Below are 19,309 nucleotides of genomic sequence, written 5' to 3' on the forward strand. Positions count from 1 at the left end.
GTGTACGTTGCGACAGCAATTAGTGGGCCACTGGCCAGCAGTCAAGGGTTCGCAGCCGTTGTCACGAGCTTGAAACCGGAGCCGCGCAGCGTGGTGATGACCGGTGCACAGCCCAGGCTTTCCAGACGTTTGCGCAGCCGGGTCAGGTGCACGTCGATCAGCTTGGTGCCCGGATCAAAGTGATAGCCCCAGACGACCTCGAAGATCAGCGCACGGGTCACCAACGCATCCGGGTTACGCATCAGAAACTCCAGCAGGCGCAACTCGGTGGCCGGCAGCGCGATGGATCGTCCGGCGCACCGCAACTCGCGGCTCAGCAGGTCCAGCACCAGATCGGCGACCTGCAACACGGTCTCCCGCTCGGGAAGGTCGTTGTTGCGGCGCAGCAGCACCTCGATGCGCGTGGCCATCTCTTCGGACACGAACGGCTTGACCAGATAATCGTCACCGCCGGCACGCAGGCCGCGTATCCGGTCATCGACATCGCTCATGGCGCTGATCATGAGCACTGGCGTACGCACACCGGCAGCCCGCAGCGATGTGATGACACCCAGCCCGTCGAGCCCGGGCAACATGCGATCCAGGGTGATCGCATCGAACGCTCCGCTCAACGCTCGCTGCAAACCGAGGGCACCGTCGGCCACGCATTCGACCGTATAACCGACGCGGCGCAATTGTGCGGCGATTTCCTGAGAAGTATCGGGGTCGTCTTCGATGCACAAGACGTTTCGCATGGCAGCGTGAACCTTTTCACTCGAGTGCATCATGTTAACCCGTGCAAGCGAATGGTAAAGCCGGTGTTGCTCGACCGTGGGTTTTGGGCAAAAAAAACCGCCACAGAGGGAGGGCGGTTAAATAAAAGAGCATTGAAGCGATGAGAGTGACTTCAACTTTCTCGAGACTAATCAAGCGCACGCAGGTTCGACAGTTAATTTTATTTAACCATTCCCGATTGATATTGGCCCCTGCCAAACAAGACAGCCGTGATATAAAACGCCTCGACGCAGATCATTCAACGTTGCCCGCAACGTCTTATATCTATAAAGATTCTGCGCCTTCAGCCACTCGCTGAACTTTAGTCAGCCTGCCGTAATGCCCGGTTTTCTCATACTCGCCGCCACTTCGAGCGGATCGTATGGGTACGCCTGTGAGCCATATCTATACCAGGGGAATTAAAACGATGAGTTCAACACGTTGGAGCGCGGTCGCCTTGGCCGTTTCGGCCGCAGTGAGTCAAATGGCATGGGCGGAATCCGTTACCGATCAATCCGAATCCAAGGGTTTCATCGAAGATAGCAGCCTCAATGTTCTGGCGCGCAACTATTACTTCAATCGCAACCGCACCAATGGCGGTGTCGATAATCGCGACTGGACTCAGGGATTCATCGCCAACTACAGCTCCGGCTTCACTCAGGGCACTGTCGGCTTCGGCGTCGATGCCTACGGTTACTGGGGCATCAAGCTCGACGGCGAGAGCAAGTACTCGGGCACCGGCAACTTGCCCGTCAACGATGACGGCGACCCGCGCGACAGTTACGGTTCCGCCGGCGGCAGTATCAAGATGCGGATTTCAAAGACCGAATTACGCTACGGCAACATGCAACCGACTTCTCCGGTATTTGCCGTGGGCGGCAGCCGCCTGCTTCCGCAATCGGCCACCGGTTTCAATCTCAACAGCAGTGAGTTTGACGGACTGGATCTGGAAGCCGGTCGTTACACCAGCACCAACAGCGGCATTACCAGCAACCACGATCATGATATTTACGCCCTTTATGCAGGCGTGACCGCCGACAGCGTCAGTTTTGCCGGTGCCAAATATGCAATCACCCCGGCGCTGGGTGTCAGCTTCTACGGTTCGGAATTCAAGGACATCTGGAACCAGTATTACGTCAACGCCAACTACACGTTGCCACTGAGCGATGAACAATCGTTGCTGTTCGACGTTAACTTGTATCGCACTCTGGATGAAGGTCAGGCCAAGGCCGGCACGATCAATAACACCACGTATTCGGCGTCGGCCGCGTATTCATTCCTGAGTGCGCACACGTTGACGTTGTCGTATCAGAAAGTGCACGGCGACACCCCGTTCGACTACGCCAGTACCGGTGATAACGGCGGTGGTGAAGGCGGAGACTCGGTGTTCCTGGCCAACTCCGTTCAATGGTCGGACTTCAACGGTCCGGGTGAGAAATCCTGGGGCATCCGTTACGACCTGAACATGGCCACTTACGGCGTGCCGGGTCTGAGCTTCATGACCCGCTACCTGAACGGGTCTAACGTCGATGGCACCCACACCCCGTCCAACAGCCGCTACGTCGGGCTGTATGGCAGTGACGGCAAGCATCACGAAACGGATATCGAAGCCAAATACGTCGTCCAGACCGGTCCGGCCAAGGACCTCTCGTTCCGCATTCGCCAGGCCTTTCACAACGCCAACGCCGATCAGGGCGAAGGCGATCTGAGCGAATTCCGTTTGATCGTGGATTACCCGATCAGCATTCTGTAAATCGCTCGCGGCTGCTTCGCGGCAGCCGCTCTGCCCACCCCCTTCCCGCTGCGCCTCCCCTCGCATACCCGCTCTACGCTCGTTCAGCCCACTGTCCGATCGGCAGTTTTTTGCCACTCGCGCTTTTCATTTTCGTTGCGGCTGGTCAACATACGCAGCCTCCGAAAAAAACAATGACTGCAGCATCGATGCAAATGATTTCGGTTCTTGCTCAAGTGTACACTTGCAAGGAACGGAACAGTACTTTGACCCACTCCAGAACAACGGCGAAGTGCGCATTGAACGGACTGCGGAGCACCTGTGCCCGACACGATTACTCTTAACTATTCAGGATGAATGATGCGTCATTTAATGCCGACAGTTGCGTTGGCCCTTGCCCTCGCTGGCTGCAGTTCTACACCGAATAACCCGTCGCTGAATCTGGACACCCGCAAAAGCGCTTCCGAATACGCGCAGTGCGTGTTTCCCAAATGGCAACAGATCAAGCCAGATGCTTCCATGACCGAGAGCAAGGGGCATTACAAGTTGCTGGTGGTCAGCAAAGTCGCCTCCGATGAGATTTTGGAAATCTACAAAGGCAACCCCACGACTCGCGTCTTCCTTTACCAGCGGGCGCCGCTCTCGTCGGCATTCGGTCGCAACGCGCTGGAACAGGCCGCCCGCGACTGCCTGTAAAGCGCCCTTACCCTTCAGCCATGACGAGCGCTCGCGGACAGTGTCCACGGCACTCGTCCAGGTGAGAGCCTTTCTTTAGACGGCCTCGCGGCAATATGGCCGTAGCCCGGTCAGGCAATCGGCCTGAACTTTCAGTTTTCCGTTCGCCTCTGAAAACCAACACGTCGGCATCCGTACGCCTGCATCGCAGGTGACACGACGTCGTTTCAACCATTGAGGAGATCGTGAACATGAGCACTGAACTGAACGGCAAGAAGGTACTGATCATCACGGCCAACACCGGGATCGAGCGTGACGAGCTGCTCAAGCCTTTGCAAGCCTTGAAAGAAATGGGCGCAACCGTCACCCATGCCACGATCGAAGGCGGTGCCGCCCAGTTATTCCTGCACGACACCGACAAGGATTCACGTGTCACTTCCGACAGCAAGCTTGCCGGCCTGACCGCCAGCCAGTTCGATGCGCTGGTGATTCCCGGCGGCACCGTCAATGCCGACACCCTGCGCCAGGACAGCGATGCCCAGCGCCTGGTCAGTGAGTTCGCCAAGGCCGGCAAGACAGTCGCAGCCATCTGTCACGGCCCGTGGCTGTTGATCGATGCAGGCGTGATCGAGGGCAAGACCCTGACTTCATACCCGAGCGTGCGCACTGACCTGCTCAATGCCAAAGCAGCAGGCTGGGTCGACACCGAAGTCAAACAGTGCCCGGCCAACGGCTGGACTCTGATCACCTCACGCACGCCGGATGATCTGCCGGCCTTTAACGAAGCCATCGGCAAATCGCTCATCGCCGCATAACCGTCAGGCCTCGGGCCTGGTTGCACCGTAAGACAAAAGACGCCGCTCGATAGCGGCGTCTTTCATATGGCGAAACAGACACGCGCGGTTAGAGGTTCAGTCGCCTTCGCAAGCGAAAATACTTGCAACCATTTTTTCGCCGCGCAGGTCGACATTGAAAGGACGCCACGACCATCGCTGGTGCCGAGACGAGATCGATACATGATTGGAATCATTGTCCCTGCGCACAACGAAGAAGATTTTCTGGATGACTGCATCAAATCGCTGATCGCCGCCAGTGCTCATGAAGAGCTCGCGGGCGAGCCGGTCGAGATCTTGATCATGCTCGACGACTGCACCGATGACTCGGTCAGCGTGGCCCGATCCCATGGCGTGCTGACGCATCTGTGCGAGTACCGCAATGTCGGCATGACCCGTGCCGCGGGTGCGCGCTTGATGCTCGAACGCGGCGCCCGCTGGCTGGCGTTTACCGATGCCGACAGCGTCGTGCCTTATGCGTGGCTCGCCGAGCAGATGAGCCTGAAAGTCGACGCGGTGTGTGGCATCGTTCAGGTCAGCGACTGGTCGGAGCATCCCGAGCAAGTGCGCCTGCGCTACGACGCGCTGTATCGTCCCGTCGAGGACCACCGGCATATTCACGGCGCCAACCTGGGCGTGTGTGCCAAGGCTTATCAACGGGCAGGTGGCTTCAAAGCCCTGCCCGCTCATGAAGATGTGCACCTGGTCGAGGACCTGCAGCGTATCGGCGCGAGAATCGCGTGGACCGCGCGCAACAGCGTCGTCACCAGCGCGCGAAAAAACTACCGATGCAAGGAAGGTTTCGGCGATTACCTCAACTCGTTGGCGGCGCCCTCGTTAATGAGCTAACCCTGTCTATAGCGGGTACCGGGCGCTGACGTCCGGTGTTAGTTCTGCACCGCTCATTTACACCCAGCCGGAACGACTTTTCATGCAACCGATAAAAAACCGGGCCAATCCCGGCGACGACGACACACTGGGCGGCGGCATGCCCAGCGCCAGCGTTGCAATGCCCAAAACCGGCAACTGGTTCAAGCGCCTGCTGGCCTTCACTGGCCCCGGCTACATGGTCGCGGTCGGCTATATGGACCCCGGCAACTGGGCGACCGACATCGCCGGCGGTTCGCAATTCGGCTACATGCTGCTCTCGGTGATTCTGCTGTCCAACCTGATGGCCATTCTGTTGCAAGCGCTCTCGGCACGCCTCGGCATCGTCACCGGCTGGGACCTGGCGCGTGCGTGCCGCGAGCGCTACAGCCGGCCGGTCTGCATCGCGCTGTGGCTGGCCTGCGAGACCGCGATCATCGCCTGCGACCTGGCCGAAGTGATCGGCACCGCCATCGCCCTCAACCTGCTGTTCGGTATCCCGCTGGTCTGGGGCGCGGTGCTGTCGGCCATCGACGTGTTCTTGATTCTGCTGCTGATGGGTAAGGGTTTCCGTGCCCTCGAAGCCTTCGTCATCGCCCTGCTGCTGATCATTTTCGGCTGTTTCGCGATCCAGATGGTGCTGGCCCGCCCCGACCTTGCGGAGCTGTTCGCAGGCTTCATTCCGAAGGCCGAAGTGGTGACCAACCCGGCGGCGCTGTATCTGGCGATCGGCATTATCGGCGCCACCGTCATGCCGCATAACCTCTACCTGCACTCCTCCATCGTCCAGACCCGCGCCTACCCGCGCACCGACGAAGGCCGACGGATCGGCCTGCGCTGGGCGGTAACGGACAGCAGCATTGCATTGACCCTGGCGTTGTTCGTCAACGCGGCGATTCTGATCACCGCAGCAACCGTCTTCCACAAGGCCGGCAAAACCGATGTGGTGGAAATCGAGCAGGCGTATCACCTGTTGTCGCCCATGCTCGGCGTCGGCGTCGCCTCGATGCTGTTCGCCGTGGCCTTGCTGGCATCGGGGATCAACTCCACCGTGACCGCCACCCTTGCGGGCCAGATCGTCATGGAAGGTTTTCTGCGCATGAAGCTGCCGGGCTGGGTGCGTCGTCTGCTGACCCGAGGGCTGGCGATCATTCCGGTGATCGTGGTGACCAGCCTGTACGGCGCGCAGGGCACGGCCAAATTGCTGGTGCTCAGTCAGGTGATTCTGTCGATGCAACTGCCTTTCGCCATTGTCCCGCTGGTGCGGTTCGTCTCGGACCGGCAACTCATGGGCAGCTTCGTCACAGGCCGCGTGCTGACCATCACCGCGTGGGCGATTGCGCTGTTGATCATCGGGCTGAATGTCGTGCTGTTGACCAACACGTTCATGGATTGAGCGCCCGCCATCGCGACCGGCGCCCGTTGCTTCTGGTGCGAGCCGTCAGTGCGACGCGCCGTGATCATGGTCCATGTTCATCGTGTCCATCGCGGCGCGGGCCGGCGCCTTGACCGTCAGGGTTTCGCGGGCGCCCTTGGCGTCTTCGATGGTCAGGGTCAGCGGCACCTGATCGCCCTCTTTGATCTGCCCCACCAGCCCCATCAGCATCACGTGATAGCCGTCCGGGTCCAGCGAGACCGTCTTGCCCGCTGGCAGCGCGACCGAATCCACCGGGCCCATGCGCATGACGTCGTTGGTCATGTTCATCTCATGAATCTGCACGTCCGTGGCCGCTGGAGAACTGACACTCAGCAGCTTGCTGTCGGTGTCCGCGGTGAGGCGCATGAACGCGCCGGAGGAAGGCTGACCGGGCACCGACGTGCGCACCCAGGCGTCGTCGACGCGCGTCTGTGCCGATGCCGAAGCACCCGTAGCGGCAAGCAATGCAATGAACGCGGCCCAGGCCGTGTTGCGCAACAGAGGGGTCATCAGCAAACCTCCATGACAGTGAGCAGATCTTCCGCGCATTGTTTGGCGGAGAGTGAAGGCGACAGGCCCAGGCGCAGGTTACCGCGCGAATCGAAGACGAAGCTGGTGGCCGTGTGGGACATGGTGTAGGTGTCGCCGATGGGCACTTTCTCGTAGAACACGCCGAACTCCTTGGCCACGTGCTCGGTTTGCGCAAGCGTACCGCGCAATGCCACGAAGCCTGGGTCGAACTGCTTGACGTAAGCGTCAAGGATCTGCGGCGTGTCGCGCTCCGGATCGACTGTGATGAAGATGACCTGCAAGGTTTTGCCTTCCTCGCCCATGATCTTCTTGATCTGCGCTGCGCGGGCCAGAGCGGTCGGGCACACCGATGGACACTGGGTGAATCCGAAGAACACCATCGGCATCAGGCCGCGATAGCTGGACAGCGTCTTCACCTCGCCTTGCGTGTCGGTGAGCTTGAAGGTACGGCCCATGATCTTGTTGCTCAGGTCCTTGCCGTATTTGAAATCCAGCGCGGTGGTCGAGCCATCGCAACCGGCGAGCAGGCCCAGACCCAGCAGGCCCATCCCGGTGACCACCTGACGGCGGGTGAGTAAATCATTCATAAGACAAACTCTCGCAAACAATGGCCAGCATAGACGCCAGCCCTTTTCCATCCAGCCCGGAACATTGCCGACCCGCACACGGCGTAGCCGGGCAGCCCAAGGAGGATCGAGCGAAACAGCGGTGCCCGGCCTTCGCGCCGGGACATTGCGGGCCGCCCGCTCAGGGCGCCTGGGGCAGCAGCGCGGGAAAGAGATGTCGCGGGGGTTTGCGCAGCAGAGGGTCGTAACGCAGTTGCGGCCTGCGCCGTTGATTCGCCAGCCAGGTAAGACCTACGAAAAACACCAGCGATAGCGCCAGCGTGCCGGCGAATGCGCAGTCGGTCATCGACAGTTTCATCAACTGCGCATGATCGCCCATCTGCGCCATGTCCATCCGGGTGTCGCCAGCCACGGCGGACATGCCGGGGTGCTCGCTGCAGGCCACGTCCGCGCTGTTTTGCCCACTGAACTGGTTGAACGCCCGCAGCATCTGCCCATGGCTGAGGCTGCACACGAGCCCGCTGAACAGGATGGCGCCGTAGAGCATCCAGGCAATGAGCGATTGGTGGGTTCGGACGAATTTCATGGGGCGCGATTCTACCGCGTTGCGGGTCCGCGCACGCCCGGCCCTCTGACTGCCGGGTGCGACAAAACCGCACAGGCCTGGCACTGCGTTCGAGCACCACGTCCTGTCGCCCGACCCTGCACACGCAATCGGCGCGGATTCTTATTGAACCCCGGACCGCGATCAATGCCGAATTCGATGAACAGCCTGCGCACTACGCGTCAGCCCTGAAACGCCGGGAGAAACTCAGGCATGCGCGACGACGCAATCACCCTCGAAACCGCACTGGCGTCCTTTGCCCAGCGCCTCAACGCCGCCGCGCCGGACGCAGCACTGCGTGCCGCGATGATCCGCTGCATCGAGTCGGACCTGGATCGACTGCCACTGCCGGGCGCCGGCCGCACCCTCGCCCGCTGGCAGCAGCTGGCCGCAGTCGCAGGGATCGACCTGGCGTTGTTCAAGTTGTTCGAAGGCCACACCGACGCCCTGGCGATCCTCGCCGAGCTGAACGCTGCGCCGTTCTCCGGACACGGCATCTGGGGCGTCTGGGCCGCCGAGCCTCCGAATGCCCGCGTTCGGGTGAGCCAGCCGGACAACGGCCAGGTCCGCCTCGATGGCCGCAAGGCCTGGTGCTCCGGCGCTCAACAGATCGACTATGCGCTGCTCACTGCATGGGATGCACATGACCGGCCTTACCTGGTCGCCGTGCAGCTCGATCAGCCGGGCGTCAGCATCGACGCCCAGGCCTGGCAAGCCGTCGGCATGGCCAGTACCGCAAGCGTGGACGTTCACCTCGACAACGCCGTGGGACAGTGTGTCGGCGAGAGCGGCGATTACCTGGCGCGGCCGGGCTTCTGGCAAGGCGGCGCGGGCATTGCAGCGGGTTGGTACGGCGCCGCCGTGGCGCTGGCCAGATCGCTGCATCAATACCGTCGCCAGGGCCGCCCCGATCCCCACGCCGATGCGCACCTGGGCAGTGTCGACGCCGCCATGTTGGGCGCAGCGGCGGCCATGCGTGAATGCGCCGCCTGGATCGACGCTCACCCGCGCGAGGATGCGCGCTTGCCGGTTCAGCGTCTTCGGGCGCAGGTTGAAATGGCCGTCGAACAGGTCAGCCGTCATGTCGGTCGCGCCCTCGGTGCCACGCCATTCTGCCGCGATGCGCACTTCGCCCGGCTGGCGGCCGACCTGCCGGTGTTCATCAGACAAAGCCACGCCGAGCGTGATCTGGCCCAGTTGGGCCAATTGCTTGCCGCGCGGCAAGCCGAGGACTGGTCACTATGACTCAGCAATTGCCCTTCGGCGTCAGTGGCACGCCGCTCAGTGAGTGGCAAAACAGCGTGGCCCTGCGCGGCTGTCGGCCTGTCACGCGTGACGAACTGGTACCGCCGGGGTCTCGGCTGATCGTGCTGGCGCCCCATCCGGACGATGAAGTCCTGGCCTGCGGCGGGCTGCTGGCGGCCATGGCCGATCGCCAGGACGATGTGCAACTGATCGCCGTGACCGATGGCGAAGGCAGCCATCCCGGCTCCGCCCACTGGCCCGCGCCGAAACTGCGCAGTGCACGGCGCAAGGAAAGCGAGCAGGCCCTCGCCAGTCTGGGCTTGGACGTTTCCAGGCTGGTCTGGCAACGACTGGGCATGCCCGACGGCCAGGTCGAAGCGCACGCCGAAACACTGATTGCCCTGTTGACGGAAGATCTGCGCCCTGGCGACGTGCTGCTCAGCACCTGGCGCCACGACGGCCACTGTGATCATGAAGCCGTCGGCCACTGCGCCGCGCAAGCCGTGGCTAACACCGGCGCGACTCTGCTGGAGATTCCCGTGTGGGCCTGGCACTGGGCCGAACCTAATGACCCGCGCATTCCGTGGGAGCAGGCCCGCAAGCTGATGCTCAGCGACGCGCAACTGCAGCGCAAACGGCTGGCGATCACTGCGCATGCCAGTCAGTTGCACGATGATCCCAGCACCGGCGCTGCGCCGGTGCTGAGCCCCGCCACGCTGGAGCGCCTGCTGCAGCCTTTCGAACTGGTGTTTCTGTGAGCCTTCCTGCCGAGTACTTCGATGAATTGTTCGCCGACAACGACGACCCCTGGGCCTTCCGCACACGCTGGTATGAACAACGCAAACGTGACCTGACATTGGCCGCGCTGCCTCGCCAGCGCTATGCACGAGTATTCGAGCCGGGCTGCGCGAATGGCGAACTGAGTCTGCGTCTGGCCCAACGCAGCGACGCGCTTTTATGCATGGACATGAGCCTGCGGGCCGTGGAACTGGCAACGCAACGGCTGAGCCAGTATTCGCGCGCTCAGGTCATACAGGGTTGTCTGCCGCAGGATTGGCCGACCGGCCAGTTCGACCTGATCGTGGTCAGCGAATGGGCGTATTACCTGACCCCAGACGCCTTCGTCGCGGTCATCGAGCGCATGCGCGACAGCCTGACCGCTGACGGCGCGGTACTCGCCTGCCACTGGTTGCATACCATCGACGGCTGTCCGATGGATGGCTGGGGAGCCCATGGTTTGCTCGATTCGCACCTGTCACTGCAGCGCACCCTCAGGCACGAAGAAACGGATTTCCTGCTGGAGATGTGGAGCAAGCGCCCCGGCGGATTCGACCTGCACGAGCGTGTGATCTGAAGTGACCTGACACCCGCCCTTCCCCTCGTCAGAACCCCGTATCGGGCGCTACATGTCGAGCGGTCACTGCACCCGCGGTGGCGCCGGCAGATCAGGCTCAGGCAGTTGCCCCAGCCGCTGTTGCACGAACTCCCGCGCCTGACGGGTCAACTGATCAAGTTGACGGTCCCGCTGCTTCTCCGCGTCGACCATCGCACGCTTGCCGTTCTGCTTGAGCAGGTAGCTGTGAATCTGCCGCACTTCGAGCGAGTTGTAGATTGGCGCCACATCCAGCACTGCCAGCAGGCCGTCAGTCTGGTGGTCACGGGTATTGAGCAGCACCTGCGGGCCCCGCGCGCTCAGGACCTGAAAGCCCATTGCCTCGAACCAGCTGACCTTGCCGACAAAACAGGCCAGCTCCGCGTGGGGATAGCGTGCCGTCATCGCTGCCAGCATCGACCGGGCGATGCCTTGCCGACGCCGGCTGGCATGGACCGCCATATAGGCCACGGCGCACGCATCGGGATCATCCTGCACCGGCAAATACAGCAAAAACCCTGCAACGATGGAGGGATCCTCATCGTCCAGCGCGACAATCAGCTCCACCGGGAAACCTCGTGAGCCGTTCATGGCCTGCAGGTACTGATGCACCTCATGGCCGACGCCGTACTGGTACAACGGATACAACGGGTTGCTCGGCGCGATCGCGACCATGCTGATGTCCGTCACGTAGTCGATGACCATCTGCGTGATCTGACTCTCGATCGATTCCGGCGGACTGTTTTCAAGGCGGGTGATGATGGGCATGCGTTTCCTGACTCGGGTAAAGACGTGCGGCGCTGCGTTCGCAAGCGCCTGGCGTCCGTATCATACCTTGTTACGCCCATCACTCGACTGGCTGCCGGCGGGATGTCTGGCTTGGTTTTTGGGCTCACGCATGAGAGATACATCGAGCAGGCGTATCAGCGCAGGTCGACCCTCTCGAAGCGACCCGCCAGCACGCCGGAGGCGAATTATCGCTGCCTGTCCCCCTACTATTCGATGATACATCTCCAATTCTTTTCATCACTTTAACCCTGGATATCCAATTGATTTCACGAGAGCCGCACCTCTAGCGAGGGGCTCGGCACAAATAGGATTAGCTGTAGATACGCTGTTGACCTTGTTGAACCACGTCGCTGTTAAAGGTGAGGCGACGAAGTGGTGAGTGATCGGCCTGTTTCTTAATGCCCTACTGGTTCAGATTCTTGACCAGCAGCTCATCGACTACCTGCGAGATGCCACACAGTGCAGTGTGCAAACTCGGGCTCGGTGCAATACCTTAGCGGCGTGTAACCATAGGTGTTGCCACTGTTGAAGGGCGTTATTCCGTTTGTTGCCATACGCGTTTGCCACAGGTTTGAGAATACCTGTGATCGCCAGGTAAACCACACTGCTGAACTCTTTGCCGACGTGTTACATAAGTATGCGAAGCGCCTCCAGGCGGCACTGTCTTCTACCGTTGTCTTAGAAAGGACTATTAAATCATCAAGCTTTTTGGATATGACCTCTGATGCTTTGGCTGGGAAAAGCATCCCCATCTCTAGCACCTGCTTTCGTACCTGTGGCGCATCACACTGTTTCGAACCTTATTTCGATAAAAATTCCTTTGATACAAGAGTAGCGTACGCCTTTATGTGATCAACCTTCTGCCCTGCCATCTCCAATTCACTTAGCTGATTCACATCACAAGCGTTATAAATATCTGACAACTCTTCTAGTGCATCCTCCGCGTGAGCGCCGTCGCCTAAAAATCGTGGACTGTATTTTTGAGCCGTTACATACAACAACGTTTGCCATATGAATTTCATTATCAACGGCTCCTTTCTCATTGAAAACTCCGTCTCTTCAACTACATATGTAAAAGCCTGCTCAGGGCGGAGCCCTAGCTGATTGATCGCCTTATCAAACAAGCGAGCAATTATCACCTCGACATCTTGAATGGTGAGATCAGTCTTTTCCATGTCAATTCACCGTAAATACATTAAGCTGCACTTCTGGGTATTTTATCCGAAACTGCTCAACAATGGAAGTGCAACTGGGGCAGACTTCTTTTTCTGAAATCAAATTTATACTTCCTACTGCAGCTTTGTTATTACCCAATCGCTGAGCGACCGTTTCAAGTATTTTAAATTCTGTATCCATGTCCCGCAGATATCCCTCGGGCGTATCGACATACTTGGACGTCGCCCCTTTAGGTTTAAGAATCCAAGAATCTAAGTCACCTACAGGCTTTGGTAAAAATTCCCCGACACGCTCGTCGTACTGGCTAAAAGCTTTGAAAACCATGGTTTCCGGAGACAGCGATCCGATGTCAACTTCCGCGAATGCGGCATTTCCAGTGCTCCGAGGAAGATCGGTTCTTCTATCGCCTATCGCCGGTGTCAATCGCTACCTTATTTCAGGTGCCGACGTGTTAGATAAGTATACATAGCGGGTCCAGGCAGCACTGTCTTCAGCCGCTGCCTTAGAAATGACCAATAGATCATCAAGCTTTTTGGATATGGCTTCTGATGCTTTAGCTGCAAGAGCATCCCTAACGCTAGCAACTGCTTTAGCACCTGTGACGGCGCTAAATATCCTAATTGCCAACAGCGCTTGTTGCGCTTGGTTTTCTTCCTGCCAAACGAGCCTTTGCTTTTCTTGTTGTAGAGCGAGTAATCACTGTCCTGAGCGGCGAGGATGTCGAGCTTGTCGCCCGCCACCAGGTAAGCTTCGTCGCCTGCGGTGATGCGGCTTGAGATGACGGCCAGGTTCTGCCCGGCACTGACGGCGACGCTGCCGCCTGCGTTGATCTCGGTCCAGACCTGATGGACATGATCCTCCTGCACCGTCAGTTTCTTGCTCTTGGACAGGAAGTGATCTTCATCGGCGGCCGAGGCGATGGTGACGTTCTCGGTGGCTGCAATGGCGATATCGCGCTTGGCATCGATCTGGGTCGCGATGGCGTTGACGTCGCGACCGGCCTGCACTGACAGATCACGCCCTATGCTCACCGTCGCACTTATCTGGGTGACATCGCTGCTAGTGTGCTTGCGGTTCAGTACCAGGCTGTTGACCACCTGACTGCAGGCGGTGTTGACGTCACGTCCGGCGTTGAGCGGCAGGTCTCGCCGCTCTGCAGCGCGCTGCCGATGTTGTTGATGTCGCGGCCAGCAGAAATGCTCAAGTCATTGGCGGCTTCGATACGGGCGGCGTTGTCGGCGTAGTCCTTGAGCAGTTGGCCACGAGTGTCGCTTTCCAGTGAGGCGACGGTGCACTCTTTGGCACCTTCGCCACAGATAACAGACTCGTCATAAGATCAGTCACAATTAAATCCGTGTCACCATCTGTTAATTCCAGGCCCCCAATGGCCGTACCGCAGAAAATCCATAACTACTTCTTTAAATTCTGAAGAGGCATATTGACAAAGGCTTTCCGCTTGAAGCTTACGACATATATTTATTCCACTCCGGATGAATGCCGTCTTTATATCGCCATTTTTTGCCTGCCATGTAGGCATTCTCACCAAAATAACCGCGAATTTTCTCTCGAGTAGAACCCGAAACCATTTCAGTCACATCTGCTGTAGACTGTAGCCAGTAGATATCATTGGCGATTTGCTCAACTTGGTAGAAAGGAGCATTCTCAATTTTATCTCTGCCAAACATTTCCACATAAGGTCTACCATAAATGGACACATTTGGAATCTCTGGAAGGCGCATCATCAAATTAAACGGTGTATCCCATCCATCGCAGTTCATGCTTCTCATGTCCCCATACGCGACATTGCACACCACCGCCAGATCTTTGATGAAAGACAGATAATCATGCAAAATTTTGGGATTCCGCCGATAAGCGTTCGACAATAAAAAACCACCAAAATAAGACAGCAAATTATTTGCCCGATCCCACTGGAGCTGGTATTCACAATCTTTATTGGCCGACAAGACCACCCCACCAGCCCCACTTTTACTTTCCTGCCCGACGAGAACTCGTACAATGTCTTCCACGCACTCAATAATTTCGTCACCCGAAAACAGTCCGTAACGAATAGGCTTTAAATTAACGGGAGACTCGAAAATTGCCTCAATAACTCCAGCGGCAATATCACCCTCCGAGAAATCATCGGTTGTGCTAAGCGAAACGCTTATCCCTGCTACCAAATTGCTCACTTAACGCCCACCTGTTGAATTTGCACGCCGCGTTGACGTGCGTAGTTTAGCAAAGATGGGTTGATCGGCGTATCCCCCATCGGCGTGTAATAAAATCAATGCGTTGGCGACGAAAATCGTCCCAGCAGAAAAATTGGCCCCATTCGAGGATACTGAAGTTATATCCGGCTTGCTCGCTAGGTTGCTTTATAGAACTCCTCATACTCGCCAAAAAAAATCGCCGGAGTAAATTCCTTGGAGATTTATCGCATTGATTCCTTCAGCCCCAAGCGACATTCCCGCCGAATCATTGTAGGAAGCGCTGTCAGGTACTGTTTTTTTTGCGAAATCATTTACCTGACTGAACCCAACGGCGGCAGCGACAACTCCAGCTTCATTAGTAATATTTGACAGCAAGTTATCACTAAGGCGCCCACCATTGATCGCCGTCTCAACGACTGCTGATGTTATGCCTTGAGCAACCAAATGAACCGCAAAATCGCGAATACCCTCAAGCGTCGTTAAATCAAACCCTTTAGTCAGGCTGTTGAAAGGTTTGGTTGTTCCTCCTAACTTAGGGTCGATTACCCCTGTAGTAAACCCGGCAACCATCCCCGAAATAGCCGCATTTTTTAAAGCGTCGCTGCTAAGCGTCTCTTTTAAGGCCGCGCCTAAGTTGCCTTTATTGTTAATCAGGCTGACAGCGCCCGTACCGGCCATAGAGGTCAATGCGGCGGTGGCCATCGGATTGCCCCATCCTGCTTCGGTAAAGCTGGCCACAGCAGCCACGGCTTCAGCAGTGGTCGCTGCCGCCATGGTCGTTCCTGCACCCGCCTCAACTCCCGCCATCATCCCTACTGCGCCGCTTGCGGCACCCGCAGTCAAAACTGTCACGATGATGATCGCCAACATCGCGCCTTGGGCCCAGGCCCGAATGGCTGTATTTATAAGAGTCGTGCGTCTCTTTGATCAGCTTCCAGTCAACATCCCCCCGCTTCTCGGCCTCCTTCAGCCACGCCAGATCTGGATCCGCCTTGACCATCGCGTCAATTGCTTCACTGACGGTCTACTGATTGACCTGCTTCACATCAATGTGAAGGCCATCCACCGCCCTGATCGCGATGTTCCCTTAGCGATCAGTTCACTTTGACGCAGGGTTTCGTCCGTGCTGCCTCTACCCGACATGAAGTTCCACGAAAGGCTGGTATTGCTCTTCTCATGACTCTCCTGATGAAGATCTTTCACACCTTCAAAGGTGATTGCACCACCGCTATCGACTGTCAGGTCTTCGCCGCTGTGGAGCTTTGCCACCTGATAGTGCTGATCGCCTCCGCTAACCAGCATCATGTTGCCGCCAGAGGTGATCTCGCTGCCGATGTTGGTGACATGCGTCACCTCATCTCGCTTGGTTTTCTTCCTACCGAACGAGCCTTTGCTTTTCTTGTTGTAGAGCGAGTAATCACTATCCTGAGCGGCGAGGATGTCGAGCTTGTCGCCCGCCACCAGGTAGGCTTCGTCGCCTGCGGTGATGCGGCTTGAGATGACGGCCAGGTTCTGCCCGGCACTGACAGCGACGCTGCCGCCTGCGTTGATCTCGGTCGAGACCTGATGGACATGATCCTCCTGAATCGTCAGTTTCTTGCTCTTGGACAGGAAGTGATCTTCATTGGCCGCCGAGGCGATGGTGACGTTCTCGGAGGCTGCAATGGCGATATCGCGCTTGGCATCGATCTGGGTCGCGATGGCGTTGACCTCGCGACCCGATCTCTGGCGGAAGCGCTACTGAACCAGATCCTTGACTAACTGTTCATCGACGATCTGCGAGACCCCATCCAATGCTGTACGCAACAACTCGGGCTCGGTGCGATACCTTAGCGGCGTGTAGCCATAAGTGTTGCCACTATTAAACGGCGTTATGTATTCCGTTTTTTGCCATACGCGTTCGTCCCCCCGCTTGAGACTGCCTCTGACACTGATTGTCGGGTAAACCACACTACTAAACCCTTGGGTGAGCGCGAACCCCCAATTGTTGACCGTCAGCTGAAGCTCGGCATCGGCAGCTGTCTGCTCACTGACAATTTTGAAACGCCCGGTTGTCGCTAGTTTATCCGCGAAGTTCTTCCTGACTATTTCACCAAGGTCGATATTGGCGCTATTCATGCTGTAGACAATCGCCTCCACTGTCGACATGGAGGCCAAATCCCCGGCTTTCATCCCCGCCGCAAAACCAGCACCGGAAAGGGCCGCAGTGCCAACGCCGGAAGCCTTGAACGCAGCACCCGCTGCAACGCCGGCACCCGCACCCAACGCAGCACCCCATGCTTGCTCACGCCCCATGTAATTAATATCTTTTGTCGACCAGACTACAGGGAGAATCTTGATGGTGTGAATTTGCGACTGGTATTCGGGCTTGAATTTTTGATTGCTGCAGCCGGAGAGGACTACAAGTATCAATACTGCTAAAATCCTAAGAAACAACATCTGTTAATACTCCATGATCGATATCATACGGAAGGCCTCCACATCTTGTACCTTCTTCAAGGCATAACATAACACCCGCGAATATCAAAAAAGAAAAAACACTAATGCATATACGAAAAACGCAAAAATCGCGAGCCCACTTCTGACTACAGGATCTGCGCGAGAAGACTGACCTCCTGGGCCTATTGTGACCCACCCTCCTCTCAAATAATTATAAACTGCCTGCCCAAACCAAACTTGCGTAAGGAACATTGAGAAAAATCGATACCATTGACCATTGAACCTCACACAGCAAAAAACCAGAGAAATCGCAAGCAGAAAAATGCCCACCAGATGACAATGTTTCTTCAGGATTTTTAGCACTTAATTCCCTTTCGCTATGCCTGCAGCCGTTTGAGTAATTGTGTCCCATACACCCACAGTACCAAACGCATTAAATAATTGGCTTGCAGCTTGCTCTGACATACCTTCAGACACGGTAAACCTCTCACATATTGAACTCAAGGCAGTGCTGATAAACGTCGAAGGCAAATCTTTTTTAGGTAAAGCATGACCCACTTTTGGTTGAGGACGCCAGTAGGGGCAAATTTAAATGCGGATTGAAGCTGAAACTTGCAGGAAAGTCAAATGGCGTTCGAATAAACTATCCTACATCAAATGACATCGTCTCATGCGTTTCTTTAAGACTTTCCAGCCATGCCTTTGCATCCAATAACTAAACCTGTTTTTTCAGCAGCGCTTCAACCATAGTTTCATCATCGGCTTGAAAAACCACTTCTAGCTCATGCCCTTCGTTACCAATCCGATCAGATACGGAGTCACGCAAAATTCCCAAATATACATGTAGATCCGCTCTCGAAAATTTCAGCAAGGACTCATGCACAAGGACGATTTTGCGACATGGAAGCCAGCTGAAATCCCCCAAGCAGTCATATAAGGCATCCCAGTTAAATCCAAAATATCCGGGAAACCAAAGCAAATAATACAGCGCCCTCATCAGCTCATCAGCATCCCCAATACTCGGATCGATTCGCACATAGAAAACCTCTGCGGCGTCGTACGAGGAGGACGCTTTACAAACGTAAATTGCAACATTTTTTTCAGACCTCAATTTTTGATTGAAATGAAGGTTTTATAGTGATCAGCCGTGTAATACATTCCCCCCCCTTTCCAGACCAAGAAGGGTAACCAGTATTTCTTCGGTATGAAGGCTACATCGGCGCCGACGTTGAGTCTGGGCCGGTTCATCACTTCCATGGCACCGCTGCTAATGTGGCCGATTTCACCCAAGTCGCTGAACTGCTCCACGGGGAAGAAAACGCGGTCAATGCGGACGCAGGTTACACCGGTGTCGAGAAGCGGGAAGAGCACGAAAGTCGTGACGTGATCTGGCAAATCGCGGCTCGGCGCAGCACGTATTCCAAGCTGAACAAACGCAGCCTGTTGTACAAAGCCAAGCGCAAGATCGAGTACTGCCAAGCGCAGACACGCGCCAAGGTCGAGCATCCGTTTCGGGTCATCAAGCGTCATTTTGGCTACGTGAAAGTGCGCTTTCGTGGGCTGATGAAAAACACGGCCCAACTGACCGCGCTGTTCGCCCTGTCGAACCTGTGGATGGCTCGAAAACGACTGATGGGTTTGGGTGAGTTGCGCACTTAACACGGAAAACCGAGCGGAAAACGCTCTGCCGCACATTGCGTTAGGCCGTTTTCAGGGAATAGCGCTGCGAGCCTGGTGAATTACGGCCTGCCACCGCTGCGCGGCAGGTTGATCGGAGCATCCCTAAGCATATCTCATCTCAACTGCTCAGAGACCTCTTCCCAAACAAGATATGACGCAGCTCTTATTTTCTCAAGCTTAACAAATACTTAAACGGGCCTTCCCTCAAATCAAACCCAATATCTTCGACCAGGCGAATAGCTTCATCATATTCTTCGCTTGTAATCAAAATATCATACTCGCAAATATGATCACATAGCACCTCGAAGGCCAAGCTCTCCTCGTTATATACGATATAATCCAATGCACCGCTAAGAAGAACGGGATCCAAACGCCCTTCAAATCTTTTTCCGAACATAATAATACGATCTGCAAACATAC

General features: G+C 56.8%; 20 protein-coding genes and 2 pseudogenes. 9 read left to right on the forward strand and 13 right to left on the reverse strand.

Features of this window, described 5'->3' with window-relative positions:
- Positions 1–41 precede the first annotated feature (41 nt).
- A complete protein-coding gene (locus tag AAGQ88_RS15665; protein WP_342652867.1) occupies positions 42–734 on the reverse strand; it encodes a response regulator transcription factor in 693 nt (230 codons plus the stop codon).
- A 446-nt stretch (positions 735–1,180) separates the two neighbouring features.
- On the opposite strand from AAGQ88_RS15665, the gene AAGQ88_RS15670 reads away from it, so the two are divergent.
- The 5 genes from AAGQ88_RS15670 (at position 1,181) to AAGQ88_RS15690 (ending at position 6,256) form a co-directional block, all read left to right on the forward strand.
- A complete protein-coding gene (locus tag AAGQ88_RS15670) occupies positions 1,181–2,506 on the forward strand; it encodes an OprD family porin (RefSeq protein WP_342652868.1) in 1,326 nt (441 codons plus the stop codon).
- A gap of 351 nt (positions 2,507–2,857) precedes the next feature.
- Positions 2,858–3,181 (forward strand): hypothetical protein, encoded by a 324-nt coding sequence (locus AAGQ88_RS15675; protein ID WP_342652869.1) that lies wholly within the window; start codon positions 2,858–2,860, stop codon positions 3,179–3,181.
- Between the two features lie 230 nt (positions 3,182–3,411).
- Entirely contained in the window at positions 3,412–3,975 is a 564-nt protein-coding gene (locus AAGQ88_RS15680) for a type 1 glutamine amidotransferase domain-containing protein (RefSeq protein WP_342652870.1), read from the forward strand.
- 201 nt (positions 3,976–4,176) lie between these two features.
- The gene (locus AAGQ88_RS15685; protein WP_342652871.1) at positions 4,177–4,842 is read left to right on the forward strand and encodes a glycosyltransferase; all 666 of its coding nucleotides are present in this window, start codon (positions 4,177–4,179) and stop codon (positions 4,840–4,842) included.
- A 139-nt stretch (positions 4,843–4,981) separates the two neighbouring features.
- A complete protein-coding gene (locus AAGQ88_RS15690; RefSeq protein ID WP_342655820.1) occupies positions 4,982–6,256 on the forward strand; it encodes an Nramp family divalent metal transporter in 1,275 nt (424 codons plus the stop codon).
- A gap of 45 nt (positions 6,257–6,301) precedes the next feature.
- On the opposite strand, the gene AAGQ88_RS15695 is transcribed toward AAGQ88_RS15690, so the two are convergent.
- From AAGQ88_RS15695 to AAGQ88_RS15705, 3 genes are all read right to left on the reverse strand, one after another.
- Positions 6,302–6,787, reverse strand: a complete 486-nt coding sequence (locus tag AAGQ88_RS15695; RefSeq protein WP_342652872.1) for a copper chaperone PCu(A)C — start codon at positions 6,785–6,787, stop codon at positions 6,302–6,304.
- Complete coding sequence (locus AAGQ88_RS15700) at positions 6,787–7,395, reverse strand: SCO family protein (RefSeq protein WP_342652873.1); 609 nt, start codon at positions 7,393–7,395, stop codon at positions 6,787–6,789. Before AAGQ88_RS15700 ends, AAGQ88_RS15695 begins: the two co-directional genes overlap by 1 nt.
- 160 nt (positions 7,396–7,555) lie before the next feature.
- Complete coding sequence (locus AAGQ88_RS15705) at positions 7,556–7,960, reverse strand: DUF2946 family protein (protein ID WP_342652874.1); 405 nt, start codon at positions 7,958–7,960, stop codon at positions 7,556–7,558.
- 231 nt (positions 7,961–8,191) lie between these two features.
- Between AAGQ88_RS15705 and AAGQ88_RS15710 the strand changes: the two genes are divergently transcribed.
- The 3 genes from AAGQ88_RS15710 to AAGQ88_RS15720 are packed head-to-tail and all read left to right on the forward strand — an operon-like array spanning position 8,192 to position 10,577.
- Positions 8,192–9,223: an acyl-CoA dehydrogenase gene (locus tag AAGQ88_RS15710; protein ID WP_342652875.1), complete on the forward strand. Its 1,032-nt coding sequence runs from the start codon at positions 8,192–8,194 to the stop codon at positions 9,221–9,223.
- Positions 9,220–9,981 (forward strand): PIG-L family deacetylase, encoded by a 762-nt coding sequence (locus AAGQ88_RS15715; protein ID WP_342652876.1) that lies wholly within the window; start codon positions 9,220–9,222, stop codon positions 9,979–9,981. Before AAGQ88_RS15710 ends, AAGQ88_RS15715 begins: the two co-directional genes overlap by 4 nt.
- Positions 9,978–10,577: an SAM-dependent methyltransferase gene (locus AAGQ88_RS15720; protein ID WP_342652877.1), complete on the forward strand. Its 600-nt coding sequence runs from the start codon at positions 9,978–9,980 to the stop codon at positions 10,575–10,577. The genes AAGQ88_RS15715 and AAGQ88_RS15720 overlap by 4 nt, the downstream gene beginning before the upstream one ends.
- A gap of 63 nt (positions 10,578–10,640) precedes the next feature.
- On the opposite strand, the gene AAGQ88_RS15725 is transcribed toward AAGQ88_RS15720, so the two are convergent.
- The 8 genes and pseudogenes from AAGQ88_RS15725 to AAGQ88_RS15760 form a co-directional block, all read right to left on the reverse strand.
- Positions 10,641–11,363 carry a GNAT family N-acetyltransferase gene (locus tag AAGQ88_RS15725; protein ID WP_342652878.1) on the reverse strand — a complete coding sequence of 241 codons (723 nt, stop codon included), beginning with the start codon at positions 11,361–11,363 and terminating at the stop codon, positions 10,641–10,643.
- Between the two features lie 821 nt (positions 11,364–12,184).
- Positions 12,185–12,559 carry a hypothetical protein gene (locus tag AAGQ88_RS15730; RefSeq protein WP_342652879.1) on the reverse strand — a complete coding sequence of 125 codons (375 nt, stop codon included), beginning with the start codon at positions 12,557–12,559 and terminating at the stop codon, positions 12,185–12,187.
- 1 nt (position 12,560) lies between these two features.
- Positions 12,561–12,983, reverse strand: a complete 423-nt coding sequence (locus AAGQ88_RS15735; protein WP_342652880.1) for a deaminase domain-containing protein — start codon at positions 12,981–12,983, stop codon at positions 12,561–12,563.
- 8 nt (positions 12,984–12,991) lie between these two features.
- Entirely contained in the window at positions 12,992–13,657 is a 666-nt protein-coding gene (locus AAGQ88_RS15740; RefSeq protein ID WP_342652881.1) for a hemagglutinin repeat-containing protein, read from the reverse strand.
- A 366-nt stretch (positions 13,658–14,023) separates the two neighbouring features.
- A complete protein-coding gene (locus tag AAGQ88_RS15745; RefSeq protein WP_342652882.1) occupies positions 14,024–14,749 on the reverse strand; it encodes a hypothetical protein in 726 nt (241 codons plus the stop codon).
- 198 nt (positions 14,750–14,947) lie between these two features.
- Positions 14,948–16,495 (reverse strand): annotated as a pseudogene (locus AAGQ88_RS15750) (DUF637 domain-containing protein); the annotation flags it as partial.
- Between the two features lie 12 nt (positions 16,496–16,507).
- Complete coding sequence (locus tag AAGQ88_RS15755; RefSeq protein ID WP_342655821.1) at positions 16,508–17,206, reverse strand: hypothetical protein; 699 nt, start codon at positions 17,204–17,206, stop codon at positions 16,508–16,510.
- 718 nt (positions 17,207–17,924) lie between these two features.
- Positions 17,925–18,245, reverse strand: a complete 321-nt coding sequence (locus AAGQ88_RS15760; protein ID WP_342652883.1) for a barstar family protein — start codon at positions 18,243–18,245, stop codon at positions 17,925–17,927.
- A 135-nt stretch (positions 18,246–18,380) separates the two neighbouring features.
- Here AAGQ88_RS15760 and AAGQ88_RS15765 point away from each other — a divergent pair.
- Positions 18,381–18,868, forward strand: a pseudogene (locus tag AAGQ88_RS15765) (IS5 family transposase); the annotation flags it as partial.
- A 184-nt stretch (positions 18,869–19,052) separates the two neighbouring features.
- Here the strand turns inward: AAGQ88_RS15765 and AAGQ88_RS15770 are convergent.
- On the reverse strand, positions 19,053–19,307 hold the full coding sequence (locus AAGQ88_RS15770) for a MafI family immunity protein (RefSeq protein WP_093458991.1): 255 nt from the start codon (positions 19,305–19,307) through the stop codon (positions 19,053–19,055).
- Between the last annotated feature and the right edge of the window lie 2 nt (positions 19,308–19,309).

Origin of the sequence: Pseudomonas sp. F3-2 (genome assembly GCF_038804275.1) — a bacterium.
GTDB lineage: Bacteria > Pseudomonadota > Gammaproteobacteria > Pseudomonadales > Pseudomonadaceae > Aquipseudomonas.